General features: G+C 42.7%; 13 protein-coding genes. 11 read left to right on the top strand and 2 right to left on the bottom strand.

Going from position 1 to position 14,838, the window contains the following annotated elements:
* Nucleotides 1–99 precede the first annotated feature (99 nt).
* Entirely contained in the window at nt 100–1,326 is a 1,227-nt protein-coding gene (locus CA598_RS10230) for an extracellular solute-binding protein (RefSeq protein ID WP_094876441.1), read from the top strand.
* Here CA598_RS10230 and CA598_RS10225 read toward each other — a convergent pair.
* On the bottom strand, nt 1,318–2,445 hold the full coding sequence (locus tag CA598_RS10225; RefSeq protein WP_256989818.1) for a coiled-coil domain-containing protein: 1,128 nt from the start codon (nt 2,443–2,445) through the stop codon (nt 1,318–1,320). The two genes, CA598_RS10230 and CA598_RS10225, sit on opposite strands and share 9 nt — an antisense overlap.
* Before the next feature lie 324 nt (nt 2,446–2,769).
* The gene (locus CA598_RS10220) at nt 2,770–3,006 is read right to left on the bottom strand and encodes a DUF2626 family protein (protein WP_042130273.1); all 237 of its coding nucleotides are present in this window, start codon (nt 3,004–3,006) and stop codon (nt 2,770–2,772) included.
* Between the two features lie 345 nt (nt 3,007–3,351).
* Here CA598_RS10220 and CA598_RS10215 point away from each other — a divergent pair, with 345 nt between their 5' ends.
* The 10 genes from CA598_RS10215 to CA598_RS10170 all read left to right on the top strand — a co-directional run bounded on the left by CA598_RS10215 (nt 3,352) and on the right by CA598_RS10170 (nt 14,721).
* Nucleotides 3,352–4,002: an RsfA family transcriptional regulator gene (locus CA598_RS10215; RefSeq protein ID WP_094876440.1), complete on the top strand. Its 651-nt coding sequence runs from the start codon at nt 3,352–3,354 to the stop codon at nt 4,000–4,002.
* Between the two features lie 164 nt (nt 4,003–4,166).
* The gene (locus tag CA598_RS10210; protein WP_094876439.1) at nt 4,167–5,123 is read left to right on the top strand and encodes a ketopantoate reductase family protein; all 957 of its coding nucleotides are present in this window, start codon (nt 4,167–4,169) and stop codon (nt 5,121–5,123) included.
* Nucleotides 5,124–5,150: 27 nt separating this feature from the next.
* The gene (locus CA598_RS10205; RefSeq protein ID WP_094876438.1) at nt 5,151–5,537 is read left to right on the top strand and encodes a DUF3397 domain-containing protein; all 387 of its coding nucleotides are present in this window, start codon (nt 5,151–5,153) and stop codon (nt 5,535–5,537) included.
* A 151-nt stretch (nt 5,538–5,688) separates the two neighbouring features.
* Nucleotides 5,689–7,398, top strand: a complete 1,710-nt coding sequence (locus CA598_RS10200) for a peptide ABC transporter substrate-binding protein (protein ID WP_094870343.1) — start codon at nt 5,689–5,691, stop codon at nt 7,396–7,398.
* A 222-nt stretch (nt 7,399–7,620) separates the two neighbouring features.
* Entirely contained in the window at nt 7,621–8,553 is a 933-nt protein-coding gene (locus CA598_RS10195; RefSeq protein WP_076284768.1) for an ABC transporter permease, read from the top strand.
* A 33-nt stretch (nt 8,554–8,586) separates the two neighbouring features.
* Nucleotides 8,587–9,501 (top strand): ABC transporter permease, encoded by a 915-nt coding sequence (locus CA598_RS10190; protein WP_042194363.1) that lies wholly within the window; start codon nt 8,587–8,589, stop codon nt 9,499–9,501.
* A gap of 11 nt (nt 9,502–9,512) precedes the next feature.
* Nucleotides 9,513–10,508: an ABC transporter ATP-binding protein gene (locus CA598_RS10185; RefSeq protein WP_094870344.1), complete on the top strand. Its 996-nt coding sequence runs from the start codon at nt 9,513–9,515 to the stop codon at nt 10,506–10,508.
* A complete protein-coding gene (locus CA598_RS10180; RefSeq protein ID WP_179283636.1) occupies nt 10,505–11,425 on the top strand; it encodes an ABC transporter ATP-binding protein in 921 nt (306 codons plus the stop codon). Before CA598_RS10185 ends, CA598_RS10180 begins: the two co-directional genes overlap by 4 nt.
* 231 nt (nt 11,426–11,656) lie before the next feature.
* On the top strand, nt 11,657–13,288 hold the full coding sequence (gene bshC, locus CA598_RS10175; protein WP_094876437.1) for a bacillithiol biosynthesis cysteine-adding enzyme BshC: 1,632 nt from the start codon (nt 11,657–11,659) through the stop codon (nt 13,286–13,288).
* A 161-nt stretch (nt 13,289–13,449) separates the two neighbouring features.
* Entirely contained in the window at nt 13,450–14,721 is a 1,272-nt protein-coding gene (locus CA598_RS10170) for an adenosylhomocysteinase (RefSeq protein ID WP_179283639.1), read from the top strand.
* Nucleotides 14,722–14,838: the final 117 nt, after the last annotated feature.

Here is a 14,838-nt window from a genome sequence, read left to right as displayed (position 1 = left end):
CACCTATATAATAGTAAGAGAACGTTTTCACATTCTAAAGACAAGCAGCGGCGGGTTTGGTAAAATAGGGGTGAGTAATCATGGGGAAGGTGGGGAAATGTGCTGAAACGCAAAAATTATTGGCTGCTTTTTGCAATTTTACTACTATCGCTGACAAGCTTGTCACCCAGTATGGAATTGAGTACCAATAACGACCCACATCCTATGAAAAAACCACAAAATCAGTCGACAAACCCCTCTTCAGGGGAAGAGGGATCTATAGATAGCCTGCGCATTACAGTATCCTTAAATAGTGAGGAATTCAGTGAACTGGAGCTTCTAAGCAATCGTTATACTTTAGAAAGTGGAGTAAAGGTAATATTAAGAAATATTGATAGCGAGGATGCAGACGAAGTTTTGAAGCGTGATCTAACCATCGGGGATAGCCCGGATATCGTTATGGCGGATGGACGAAGTATTCTCGACTGGGCTACACGTGGATATTTGTTGCCGGTGGATGTATATCAGAGCATTCCGGGAACTGCACCGTTAACTCAGTTAATCCCCTGGATGCAATGGAACGGATATAATTGGGGAGTGCCGCTGGATATCGACCCTTATGTACTTGTTTATTCACCACAGCGGCTTGCGGAACTGGGATTCACCACCTTACCAAGAAGTCTGGAACAGTGGAACACATTACTTCAGAATGTGCTCAAAGAGCAAGGGAAATATTTACTCGCGATGGATACACGTAATCCATATGGATTGTCCGCCGTTATGGAGAGTATGAACAGCAGCTTGCTATCGGATAACCAAGAAGTGATAAATTGGACTCAAAATGCCCGCAGTTATTTTTACCTTACCAGTCGATATAACAAAGATGTTTGGGATATGATTCAGAGCGGAAGCGTTGCTGTTGCTGCTCTACCGCTTTCTGAGTGGGAAAAACATGGGAATTCATCTTTAGTTGCTGAAGCACCACTGACCGTAAGTAACGGGAGAGGACTTGAATCCTATTACAGTCGTTCCTTTGCACTTCCAGCTCAATCCCCAAATCCAAAGGAAGCCGTGAATTGGCTGACGTTTATCACCTCTGAAGCTTCTCAGATGGACTGGCTGGAGAACACGGGGAGCTTGCCTGCGCTGGATGTCCTATATCGTTCGGAAAATGATTTCAAATATAGGCTTCCTTTTGGAGTCGAACTTTTACTGACAGAAGAAACCGCCCCGGAGGTCGAATTCCAAGGCGGCTGGAGGAAGATTGTTGAAGCAGTATCCTTACTGCTTACAGGAAAAATTGATGCGGCCGGGTACAAAGATTTCATCAAGGAAGGCTTAGAATGAGATAGATAGTTTAACCTGGAGGACGCCCTCTTTGCTATCTACTTCTGTGGCACGTAGGAAAGAAACAATTTTTGCAGGGTAAAAGCCTAAATCAAATTCCTCCTCAAGTGTTCTTCTAGTGGTGTCAGGTAATTCGAGTCCATTAAATACAACATGATCGACTTGGAATATAAGTCCGTTGATGGGTTCTTCCTGTATGACGTAGTGGCCGGTTAATGAAAGGGCTAAAGCTCCACTTTTTCCTGTAGCAGTAATCGTTCCGTCATTAAAATGAAATGCGAAATCGTTAAATAGCTTATTCTGGGACTGAAGGAATTCGTTTAAATCCTCTTCCTTCAGATTCAGAACATAAGTCATCCCCTTACGAGTAAGAACACCCTCTCGATTCTGGACAAACTGCGGTAATTTATTCATTGCGGTAGATAATGCTTTGAAGTAGGTCTTTACCTCACGCAAACCAATATTCTCCCAATATAATGTGAATTCTTGAAGCAGAGCGCTCATATTATCAGGATCACTACTGTCTTTAATCCCACCTTCAATTTCTTTATTGAGCGCGGCTACCCGAATTTTCTGTTCCTCCAGAGCGGTTCGCAGCTGTGCAAGATCCTTCGAGCTGCGCTGTGCAGTCTGGAGGGTCTTCTTTAGATCCTTATATTGGTCCTCGTATTGTGTGAGAATGTTGCGGTCATTTCCAATAATTATTTCATAATAATCGAATAGTGCCAGGAATCTGCTAATGCTCTTCGCGGATAGAAATGCGGCTAAGAGACCGTCTCTATCCCCCATATAATAAGAACGAAGGACCGCACCTGCACGCTCTTGTTGATTTACGATGGCGGATTTTTTCTGGATAGCTTGCTCTTCTAGGTAATCTACCTTTTCTTCAAGTGCTTTTTGTTCGGCTGTAATCTTGATGATCTCCCGTTCAATTTCTGCGGAAGATAAGGTCTGCTCCAGAAGTTTACGGGTTTCTTCATTATCTGGTATAGAGGAATTGAAAAAAGAACCGCTAGGATCGGCAGACAGGTACATCGTAGATTGTAACGGAAATAATGTACAGCAGAAGAGAATTAGTATGGTTGCCATCATGCGGCTTTGGGCATTGCGGGAGCGCACCACACCACCACCTTTTTTTGAAATTTAAGAAAATAATTTATCTGTTTTACTCCATAGATCATCCTTCTATTTCTCGTAGAAATGGAAACTGGCCCTAAAAGACGGCAAAACCGTTTCTTCTTGAATGGATATATGTATGTACTAATAATATGTTTAACCCTTCTAAAATAGCATACATACAAAAAATCCCCACAAAGTGAGGCTATCCTTCAATGCGTACTCAGGTATTTGTGGGGCCTCATATATATACTAACTGATAAACAAAAAAACGGAAGTGATCCTTATTAAATAAGGACCTCATCCGCTTCAAGAGTGTACTGCAATTTATAGTGGAAGACCCATTTGAAAGATCGTCCAATAGCTGAAACCGGTGAAAGTCAAAATCATGTATGCCCAGAAAAGTAGGACATAAGTTTTTTCAGTAAATTTCAAATAACCGAGAATTACGAAAAAAGCGGTTTGCAAAAAGAAAAGCAAGGCCATTTCTGTCAGACCTCCGGCGAAAGCCATCAATCCTATAGCCAATGTAAAAAAACCTAATACCCGAAACATGCGGTCCAAGAGAGAGTCCCCCTTCCAGTATGTATCTCACGAATATTCCTTCGACTTATTATACCCGTTCAGTAAAAATGTGTAAACGAATTCATTGAAAAAAATACACTAATCTTGAAAAAATGTGATTTTTATAATTGACTGAAGTGTTTAGTGCTTGAAAAAAGAGAATTTATTACTTAAAGCGTATGATGTGGGCAGATAATGGAAATACAATTTAGTATCAAATAGATTCTATGAACTCTATGAGAAGCATAGAAATGGAGTAAGCAGCTTTTATCCCTATTCACTACCCGGCAGAGCTGTCGGTTATGGAGATGGTTATTTCAAGATGTTGTTAGGAGGTTTGGTTGGATGACAGCCGTTAGACAGGATGCTTGGAGTGCAGAAGATGATCTAATACTGGCAGAAGTAACCTTGCGCCACATTCGGGAGGGCAGCACACAACTTGCTGCTTTTGAAGAAGTGGGTGAGAAAATCGGCAGAACGTCGGCTGCATGCGGATTCCGCTGGAACAGCTGTGTTCGAAAAAGCTATGAAGGTGCAATTGGAATCGCTAAAGGCCAACGTCAAAAGAGAAGTTACCTGAAAAAGCAACCGTCAGTAAGAGGAGCGCAGGTAGCGGGTCTGATTCTCGGGGATAACGATGAGGAGTTCGGACGAGGCGAAGGATTAAGTGAAAACACATTATCCATTGATGCGGTTATACGTTTCCTGAGACAATGGAAAGGTACAATCCAGGAGGCAGGACGCCAGCTGAAAATGCTGGAGAGAGATTTGCGCGAGAAGGAAGATGAATTAACTGAATTAAGATCTGAGAATGAGCGGTTGTCAAAAGAGGTTAATCTTGCTCAAAGTGACTACCGGGTAGTCAATGATGATTACAAAGCTTTAATTCAGATTATGGATCGTGCGCGTAGGCTAGCTTTCTTAAACGAAGAAGAAGAAGAAATGAAGACTCGTTTCAAAATGGATGGGAATGGAAATTTAGAACGTATTGAATAAAAGATAGGCAAACTAAAACACCCGTAAGTGGTTCGCTTTATTAGCGCCATTTGCGGGCGTTTTGGTTTTGTATTGTCATTTATGGAGGACGACAACGGTGGTTCTTCTTGGTATATTAAGGCTATACTTAGAAAAATTGCGTTTGAGATCAACAGGAGGATCAGATGAAAATCGATATAATCGGTGCGGGTTCACTTGGGCTGCTTTTGGCAGGGAGACTGACCCAGTCCGGGAATGAAGTGAGATTGTGGTGTCGAGGGGTAGAGCAGTGCCGGAAATTAAAAGATGCGGGCTTAACTGTGAGCTATGAGGATGGCCGCGATCCGATTTCGATTTCAGGGGATCGATTTGTGTCCGCACCAATAGAGGGATTTGCAGCTGCCTATCTTCGTGAGCCCAGTGATTGGATCATAGTAACAGTTAAACAGGACATACTACATAATGTTTTACCTGAATTTCTGTCCCCTCTTAGGGAACTACAGGTACACATCATTTGTTTTCAAAATGGCATTGGACATATGGAGATGCTCAGTAAATTGCTGCCGAAAGCTAATTTATATGCTGCCGTAACAACAGAAGCTGCGAAGCGAAAGTTTATAACTGAAGTCATTCATGCAGGTGCGGGTGAGGTATGGGTAGGGAAATGGAGCTTAAAGAATGGACAAGCCCACAGTATACATACTGATTTACAAGTGAATTATTTAATAGAAGTTCTCATTATGGCAGGATTCTCAGCCTTTTTGTCGAATGAAGTGGATACCATGATTTACCGGAAGCTCCTAATCAATGCCGTTATTAATCCGCTCACAGCGATTTGGCGTATTCCAAATGGTGAACTGCTTGCTTCAGAAGAGCGCCTGCAGTTAATGAGAGAACTTTTTAGAGAAGCTACTATGGTATATGATGCCTGCGGAGTTACTTATGATCATGATGCGTGGGATAACATTCTTAAAGTGTGCAGGACAACGGCGGGCAATACTTCATCCATGCTGGCAGATGTTCTAGCTTCAAGAAGCACAGAAATTCATTGGATCAATGGAAGTCTTGTAGAAATGGCAGAACGCACTGGAACAATGGTTCCTTTACATCGCTTGATTTGCCAACTAGTAGAGGGAATATAGGTATGATCTCGGAGGAGAGGTGAAGCTATGGAATTGCTGATGAATTCGGTCGGTACTTTAAGCTTGATTCCAATAATACCGTTTTTAATTGTTTATTTCATTGGAAAAGGCTTGAAAAAAGATAAAAAGAAAACTTTTATGCTCGCTATGGACGTGACTACATTTTTTTTATTATTGTCGGTCTCTGCATTATTTAACAACTTGTTTAATAACGGTTTTGGGTTTTATCTTATACTACTTATTGTATTAATATCCACTGGACTGATTGGCGGCGCTCAGAATCGACTAAAAGGAAAAGTAGATGGGAAGCGGTTATTTCGGGCAGTTTGGAGACTTTCCTTCTTTTTTATGAGTGCCGGATATTTATTATTTATGTTTGTAGGGCTAATTAAGTACATATCACAAGCGATGTAATGTTCCACTGCTCCGGTGAAGCGGCAACGTCACAAAAGTTTAAAGTTTTAATAAAAAAAGAATTTTCTGAAAACATACCACTAGATTTTTTTGACCACTGGTTGTATAATCATAAACCATATACCACATTCTATTTAGGGGGAACTGCTAGATGAAGAAGAGTAAAAGTCTATTGCTAATGCTTGCATTAGTACTTGTTATCGGCACAGTGCTTGCTGGCTGCGGCGGAAACAACGCGAACAGCGGCAATAAAGGTAATGCTGGTAACACTGGTAACACGGGAACTGGTAATGCGGCTACAGAAGAGAAATTGGCTGCGGACCAAACACTGAGAATTAACCTAAGCTCTGAGCCTCCAACTTTTGACCCAGGATTGGCTCAAGATAGCCAAGCTCACACTGTCCTGACAACAATGTACGAAGGTCTAACTCGCATGAATGCTGAATCTGGTCAAGCTGAACCAGGTGTTGCTGAAAGCTGGGATGTTTCCGCTGACGGTCTGGTATATACTTTCAAACTCCGTGATTCACAATGGAGTAATGGCGATCCTGTAACAACAGAAGACTTCGTTCGCGCTTGGAAACGCGTGCTCGATCCTGCTGCTGCATCCGCTGCACCTTACGCTTATCAATTGTACTACATCAAAAATGCTCAAAAGTTCTACAACAAGGAAATTACCGATTTCAGTCAAGTAGGTATCAAAGCGGTTGATGAGAAAACTCTTGAAGTTACTCTTGAAGCCCCAACTCCTTACTTCCTTGGATTGCTTTCCTTCTACACTTATTACCCTGTACACAAATCCATTGAGAGTAATCCAAAATGGGCAACAAGCAAAGATACTATGATCGTTAACGGTGCTTTCACTCTTACTGAGTGGACTACAGGTCAAACACTTGTTGTAACTAAAAACGATAAATACTGGGATAAAGATTCCATTAAACTTAACAAAATCGACTTCTCCCTTGTAAACAGCGGTGCAACTGAACTGCTCAGCTACAAGAACGGTGAATACGATCGTGCCGGTGGACCAACTGGTGAAATTCCATCAGAACAAATTCCAATCGTGCAAAAAGAACTTCCTAAAGAATTCAGCCGTAAAGGTATTGCTTCCGTATACTACTACGAATTTAATATCACTGAAAAACCATTCACAAACGCTAAAATCCGTAAAGCTCTTGCAATGTCCATTAACCGTCAAGCTTTGATTGACAATGTAGTACAAGGTGGACAATTCCCAGCATTCGGTTATGTACCTCCGGGTATCGCTGGTGCTGATGGTGAATACCGTGCAGCAGTTAAAGATAGTTACTTCACTGAAGATCTAGAACAAGCTAAAACTTTGCTTGCTGAAGGTCTGAAAGAAGAAGGTATGGATAAACTGCCTACATTCTCTTTGACTTACAACACAAGTGAAGGTCACAAGAAAATCGCTTTGGCGATTGCTGATATGTGGAAAAACAATCTTGGTATTGACGTACAAACCGTTAACCAAGAGTGGGCTGTATTTATTGAAAACCGTCAAAACCTGAACTACCAAGTTGCACGTGCTGGTTGGACTGCGGATTACAATGATCCAATGACTTTCCTTGATATGTGGGTAACAGGTGGCGGTAACAATGATACTGGTTACGCTAACCCTGAGTATGACAAATTGATCAGCGAAGCTAAAGCAAGTACTGACTTGAAAGAACGTCAAGACAAGTTTGCAGCAGCTGAGAAATTGCTCATCGAGCAAGATCAAGTTTTGATTCCATTGTACTACTACACTAACAACTCCCTGACTAAAGAGTACCTCAAAGGTGTTACTCTTGACTTCAGTGGTGCAATTGACTTGACTCGTGGATACTTGCTTGAGCACTAAGATTTAGCTCATGTAAATTAAACAGAATAGTTAGTTGACTGAAGTAACACAATACTTCGGGATATATATGTGGAACTCCATATATATCCCTTTTTTTTGTATTTCCGTCTATTTGTTATTTATTGTTATTTATAACATATTTAGAAAATGGACAAAAATCCGTTTTTTTCATAAAATCAATATAATGCTCTCAAAAAAATTGTCGGAGGAGGTGTGATGGGGATGGTTCGTTATGTCGCAAATAAATTCTTCTATATGTTGGTTTCATTATTTGTACTGATTTCTGCAACTTTTTTCTTGATGAAAGCTATTCCAGGGGATCCGTTTACTTCTGAGAAAAAAGTACCGCCAGAAATTAAAGCGCGTTTGATGGAGCAATATGGTCTGGACAAGCCGCTCTCTCATCAGTATTTTAAGTATTTAGGTGATATTGTCCAAGGTGATCTGGGTGTATCCATGAAACGCCTGAATCAAGATGTATCACATTTGATTGGCCAAACCTTTTCAGCGTCGCTGAAGCTGGGACTCGTCGCAATTGTTGTGGCGGTTATTGTTGGGGTTCTTCTCGGCATGTTAGCGGCACTCTATCACAGAAAGTTTCTGGACAGCGCCGCGATGGTGTTGGCCGTTCTGGGGATTGCGGTTCCGAGCTTTGTAGTCGCGTCATTATTACAGTATGTGTTCGCTTTCAAATTGGGTTGGGTACCGGTTTCAGGTTTTAAAGGGCCAATCTATTATTTCCTTCCTGTAGCAGCGCTCTCGGCTCAGCCGATAGCATTTATAGCGCGCTTGACACGTTCAAGTATGCTTGAAGTTCTGAATGCGGATTATATCAAAACGGCTAAGGCTAAGGGATTAAGCTGGATGGCTATTCTAAGCCGTCACGTACTTCGTAACGGTATCCTGCCGGTTGTTACTTACATGGGACCTATGACAGCTAACATCGTAACAGGTTCGGTTGTTATCGAGCAGATCTTTGGCGTTGGGGGTATTGGTAAACAGTTCGTGGAAGCGATTGGTGTCCGTGACTATACCGTTATTATGGGGATTACCATTTTCTATGGTGTACTACTCATGGTAGCCCGTTTCATTACTGATATTGCTTATGTATTGATTGACCCACGTATGAAATTAAGTGGAGGAAAGGAGGGCTAAAGAGTGGCATCTGATAATAACTTGTTAAAGAACATGAATCTAAAACCGGAAGACTTTCAAAAAGTCGGTGTAGATGAAAAAGAAGCCGAGGTAATTCAGCGGGAGAGTCTCTCTGCCTGGAAAGATTCTTGGCAACGGTTGCGTCAGAACAAAATGGCGATGACCGCGCTTGGGATTCTAGGCTTGATCGTGCTAGCAGCGATTATCGCTCCCTTATTCTCGAAATATAACTATTATTCCAATGACTTGATGAATACCAATAAGCCCCCTTCCTCCGATCACTGGTTTGGAACGGATGATCTTGGACGTGATATTTTCGTTCGTACTTGGTACGGCGCACGGATCTCCTTGATCGTTGGTCTAGCTGCGGCAGCCATCGACTTGTTCATCGGTGTTATCTATGGAGGTATTATGGGCTTCTTCGGCGGCCGTGTAGATAATATCATGAACAAATTCTCCGAAATTTTGTACTCTATTCCTTATCTGCTTGTTGTAATTTTGCTCTTGGTTGTGCTTGAACCAAGTCTTGGTACCATCATCCTAGCCTTAACCATTACGGGTTGGATTACGATGTCGTGGATTGTACGCGGTGAAATTATGCAGCTCAAGAATCGCGAGTTCGTATTGGCTTCCCGTTCCATGGGTGCCGGTTCTGCGAGACTGTTGTTCAAACACCTTCTGCCAAACGCAGTGGGTCCGATTATTGTAACGATTACACTTTCTGTACCAAATGCAATTTTTGCCGAGGCTTTCCTAAGCTTCTTGGGTCTTGGTGTACAAGCTCCTATCGCTTCACTTGGATCTATGATTAACGATTCTCTCACCGGTTGGTTGTACTATCCATGGCGCTTCCTGTTCCCTGCCATTCTGATCAGTTTAACCATGCTTTCTTTCAATATTTTCGGTGATGGTCTTCGTGACGCGCTTGATCCTAAGCTGAAGAAGTAGGAGGGTTATGGATGGAACCTATTTTACAAGTCAAAGATTTGCATGTTTCGTTTTTTGTTAAAGGCGGAGAAGTGCAAGCTGTCCGTGGTATGAATTTTGAAATTGGCAAAGGTGAAACGGTTGCCATCGTCGGCGAGTCCGGCAGCGGTAAGAGTGTAACTGCACAATCGATTATGCGGTTGATCCCTTCCCCACCCTCAAAAGTGAAAAAGGGAGAGATTATTTTCCAAGGACAAAATCTGCTAGACAAAAGCATGAAAGAAATGGAATCCATTCGCGGTAAAGATATTGGCATGATTTTTCAAGACCCGATGACTTCTTTGAACCCAACCATCAAAGTGGGCAAACAGATCACTGAAGTTTTGATTAAACATCAGAAAATGTCAGCGGCCGAAGCGAAAAAGCAAGGTATTGAGATGCTCAAATTAGTTGGCATCTCAAATGCTGAGGCTCGCTTTAACCAATATCCCCACGAGTTTTCAGGCGGTATGCGCCAGCGTGTAATGATTGCAATCGCGCTAGCCTGCCGTCCGGCTTTACTCATAGCGGACGAGCCTACAACGGCTCTTGACGTAACCATTCAGGCGCAGATCATGGAAGTTATGAGAGAGATGCAGCAAAAACTAGGTACCTCCATCATTTTGATTACCCATGATCTTGGCGTCGTTGCCGGTATGTGTGATCGGGTTATTGTAATGTATGCAGGTGAAGTTGTGGAGACCGGAACAAGATGGGAAATCTTTAAGAATCCACAGCATCCATATACCAAAGGTCTGCTGCGCTCAATGCCGCGTCTGGACCAAAAGAAAGGCGAGCCGCTTATTCCGATCATCGGCACACCGCCGGATCTGATCAAGCCGCCGATCGGATGTCCGTTCACCGCGCGTTGCAATGAAGCAATGCATGTTTGCGAACAAATCGATCCCGGCGCCACAGAATTCAGCGAAACGCATATGGCGCGTTGCTGGAATCTGCATTCGATGGCCAAGGAGGTGCAGTACTCTTGAGTAAGAACCTAATAGAGGTAGAAGGTCTTAAGAAATATTTTAATGTAGGTCAAGGCAAGGTTCTTAAGGCTGTTGATAATATTAACTTCACGATCCGTGAGGGCGAGACGCTTGGAATGGTAGGAGAGTCCGGTTGTGGTAAGACTACTGCTGGACGTACAATTCTTCGCTTGTATGAGCCAACTGCCGGAAGTGTGAAATACAATGGTACGGACATTTACAAATTGCCTTCTGGCAAAATGAAAGCTATGCGCCGTGACATGCAGATGATTTTCCAAGATCCGTACGCATCACTTAACCCGCGTTTTACGGTTTCTGATATCATCGGCGAGGCTCTGGACATTCACGGAATGGCTGGTAGCCGTGCAGAACGTAAAAAACGGATCGAAGAGCTGCTCGATATGGTTGGTCTTAACCATGATCACGCTACTCGTTATCCGCATGAATTCTCTGGTGGACAACGCCAACGTATTGGGATTGCCCGTTCGTTAGCGGTAAATCCTAAGTTCATCGTTTGTGATGAGCCGATTTCCGCGCTTGACGTATCCATCCAGGCTCAGGTCGTAAACTTGCTTAAGGAATTGCAAGATCGTCTGGGACTAACTTATCTTTTCATCGCGCATGATCTGTCCATGGTTAAACATATCAGTGATCGCGTAGCAGTTATGTACTTGGGTAAAATGGTAGAATTGGCGGAAAGTGAAGAGCTTTATGCAAATCCTATCCATCCTTATACTAAATCTCTCTTGTCAGCTATTCCAATTCCGGATCCGGAAATTGAAGTGAACAAGAAACGTATTCACTTGCATGATGAGCTTGGTAGTCCTATTTATTCTGCTAACGAAAAGAGCAATGATAGTGACTTTGAATTAGTAGAAGTATCCAAAGGACACTGGGTAAGCAAAAAATTTGCTTAAATCTATAGCGAGTATTAGACAGGCGGGAGCGTTATGCTCTCGCCTCTTGTATGTAGTGGGGATATTTAATAATCATTTTAAAGGAAAAGAAAATAAAACGGCTGCTCTTGCATTGCTTTTTTGCAGGTATGTAATTCTTTTGACGCGGCCCCTGACATTGGATACAATCATATAGAGTTTACGAACTTGGATTTACATATAACTGCTCAGTAGAACTGGAGGCACTAGCAAATGAATATTGTTAAGGAACCGCTCCCGGGTGGATCTGCACTCGCGCGCGACTATATAGAAAATTTTGAGAAGGTTAGTCATTTGTATGGTGGGGATTTCCGAAGTAAAGAGAGTAGAAGCATTCGGGCGGAATGGCTGGATCGTAGTGAGGGTCTCCGTGCGGACCGGACACAAGTTGCTGCATGTCTGCGACAATATAATGAAAAGCATAACTCACATGATGCGGTGATGGCTTCGCTGGCGCTTTTGGAACAGCCGGGAACATTAGTGGTTACTGGTGGGCAGCAAAGCGGACTTTTCACAGGACCACTGCTTGTAGTATATAAAGCAATGACAACCATTATGGCGGCAAAAGAAGCAGCAGAACAGCTCGGTCGGCCTGTAGTCCCATTATTCTGGATTGCAGGAGAGGATCATGACTGGGACGAAGTGAATCATACGTATGTATTGAATCGTACGCAAGAGATTACAAAGATTAAGATAGAAAAATCAGAGGAGAAACGCTCCTCGGTGAGTAATATTCACGTAGAAGAGGAAAGCTGGCAGCAAGTAGTGGAGCAGCTGGATGCGCTACTTCAAGATAGTGACTTTAAACCGCAAATCATGGAATTTATTCGATCTTCTTCATTTAGATCAGACAGTATGACGGATGCTTTTGCCAAGCTGATGGGTTCTTTATTTGGTGAATTTGGTCTGATCCTGCTTGATTCTGCTGATCCTAACCTTCGTAAGGTAGAAGAGCCTTTCTTCACTTCGCTAATTATGCAGAATGATGCACTGGAAACAGCGTACATGAATTCTGCTTCTGATATCGTAAACGCAGGATATGAGCTTCAAGCTGACGTTACGGCAGGCAATGCCAACCTCTTTTATATACATGAAGGTGTACGATTATTGCTTCATAAGAAAGATGGCAATTTTTCCGATCGCAAGGGCCAGGTATCGTTCACCCGTGATGAACTACTGGAGGAAGTGAAGGTTTATCCGGAACGATTCAGTAACAACGTGCTGACACGTCCGCTTATGCAGGATTATGTGTTGCCGGTTCTAGCTACGGTGCTAGGTCAAGGTGAGATTGCTTATTGGGCCATTCCGCATCATGCGTTTGAGACCATTGGAGGACAAATGCCCCTGATCATCCCGAGAATGTCTTTCACAGTGGTGGAAGGTACGCTTCATAAGCATATGGATAAATATCAACTAAGCTTTGAGGATGTAAGACAGGGTTTAGATCGTAAAAGACATGAGTGGTTGGCTGCACAGGATGAGCTGGGGATTGAACAACGTTTCGAAGAAACTAAAGCTACTTTCTCCGCCATGTACGAACCACTGATTGAGCAGCTTGGAACCATTCAGGCAGGTCTGCTAAAACTAGGGAATAACAATAAAGATAAGATTTTAGATCAGATTACTTTTTTACAAGCGAAAGCTCAAGATGCAATGGCAAAACAGAATGAAGCTGCAATCCGTCAATGGGAGCGAATCGAGCTGTCGTTAATGCCACTGGGTAAACTGCAAGAAAGAGTGTACAATATCATGTATTACTTGAACCGCTACGGACTTCCATGGTTAGATGAGCTGATGGCTATTGAACCTGATTATAGTGGGACGCATCGCATCATTTATATGTAGAGAAGTATTGCTCCATAAAACAAAGCGTATGCTTACGAAGCAAGATTTGTACGAAGTAGATTCAAGAAGTAATGCTCACAAAACAAAGTGTATGCTTACGAAGTAAGTTTTGTACGAAGTAGATTCAAGAAGTAATGCTCACAAAACTTTTAGGAGGTTTCATTATGAGTTCATCAAATCAAAATAGTATCGTGGCGGATATGTCACTCGCACCCGAAGGTCATTTGAAAATCGACTGGGTTCGTCAACATATGCCGGTATTGAACCGTATCCGTGAGCAGTTCGAAGCTGAACAGCCGTTCAAAGGACTGAAAGTCTCCATTACGCTTCATTTGGAAGCTAAAACCGCTTATCTGGCGAAGGTAGTCAAAGCAGGCGGTGCAGAAGTAACCATTACTGGATCCAATCCACTTTCTACACAGGATGATGTATGTGCGGCGCTTGTAGAGGACGGAATTACCGTATTTGCTAAATACAACCCTTCTCCTGAAGAGTTCAAAGCCCTTAATATCAAGGCGCTGGAAAGCAAACCGGATTTGATTATTGATGATGGTGGGGATTTTGCTACCTTGCTACATTCGGAGCGTCCTGATCTAATGGAGAATATTCGTGGGGGTGCTGAAGAAACAACAACCGGCATCATTCGTCTAAAAGCTCTTCAAAAGCAAGGTGTGTTGAAGTTCCCAATGGTCGCAGTAAATGATGCTTATTGCAAATATTTGTTTGATAACCGCTATGGCACAGGCCAATCCGCATGGGATGGAATTATTCGGACGACCAACCTGATCGTTGCTGGCAAAACTGTAGTTGTTGTCGGATACGGCTGGTGCGGTAAAGGTGTTGCTATGCGTGCCAAAGGGTTGGGCGCAAAAGTGGTTGTGACAGAAGTGGATGCTATTAAAGCCGTTGAAGCACATATGGATGGTTTCGAAGTTATGCCTATGCTGGAAGCTGCTAAGGTTGGTGATTTCTTCGTTACAGTAACGGGTAACCGTTATGTCATTCGCGGTGAACATTATGATGTGATGAAGGATGGCGCAATCATGTGCAATGCAGGCCATTTCGACGTTGAAGTGAATAAGCCTGAATTGTCTGAAAGATCCATATCTCAGCGTACTGTTCGGAAAAATATCGAAGAGTACCAGCTTCGCGACGGACGTAAACTATATCTGCTTGCAGAAGGCAGACTTGTAAATCTGGGTGCTGCGGATGGACACCCTGCCGAAATTATGGATACGACTTTTGCGTTACAAGCACTGTCGTTGAAATATGTTAATGATAATTATAAGAGCATAGGCGTAAAAGTTGAGAATGTTCCTTATGAGCTCGATGAGCAGGTAGCACGCTACAAGCTGCAAAGTCTGGGCATTAACATTGATAGCCTGACTTCAGCACAAGTGGATTATTTGGACAGCTGGAATCTGAACGATTAATTACGGAATGCACAACAATAAAGTATATTAACCAAGAGTACCTTGAACTGAAGCAACTTTTGTAAAATATAAGAGAGTATAAGTTTTACGCTATACATTATCCTTATATTTCTCGCA

Source organism: Paenibacillus sp. VTT E-133291 (genome assembly GCF_002264395.1).
Classification (GTDB): domain Bacteria; phylum Bacillota; class Bacilli; order Paenibacillales; family Paenibacillaceae; genus Paenibacillus_AQ; species Paenibacillus_AQ nitricinens.
The sequence above is the reverse complement of the archived record's forward strand: the minus strand, read 5'-3'. Positions and strand labels throughout refer to the sequence as shown.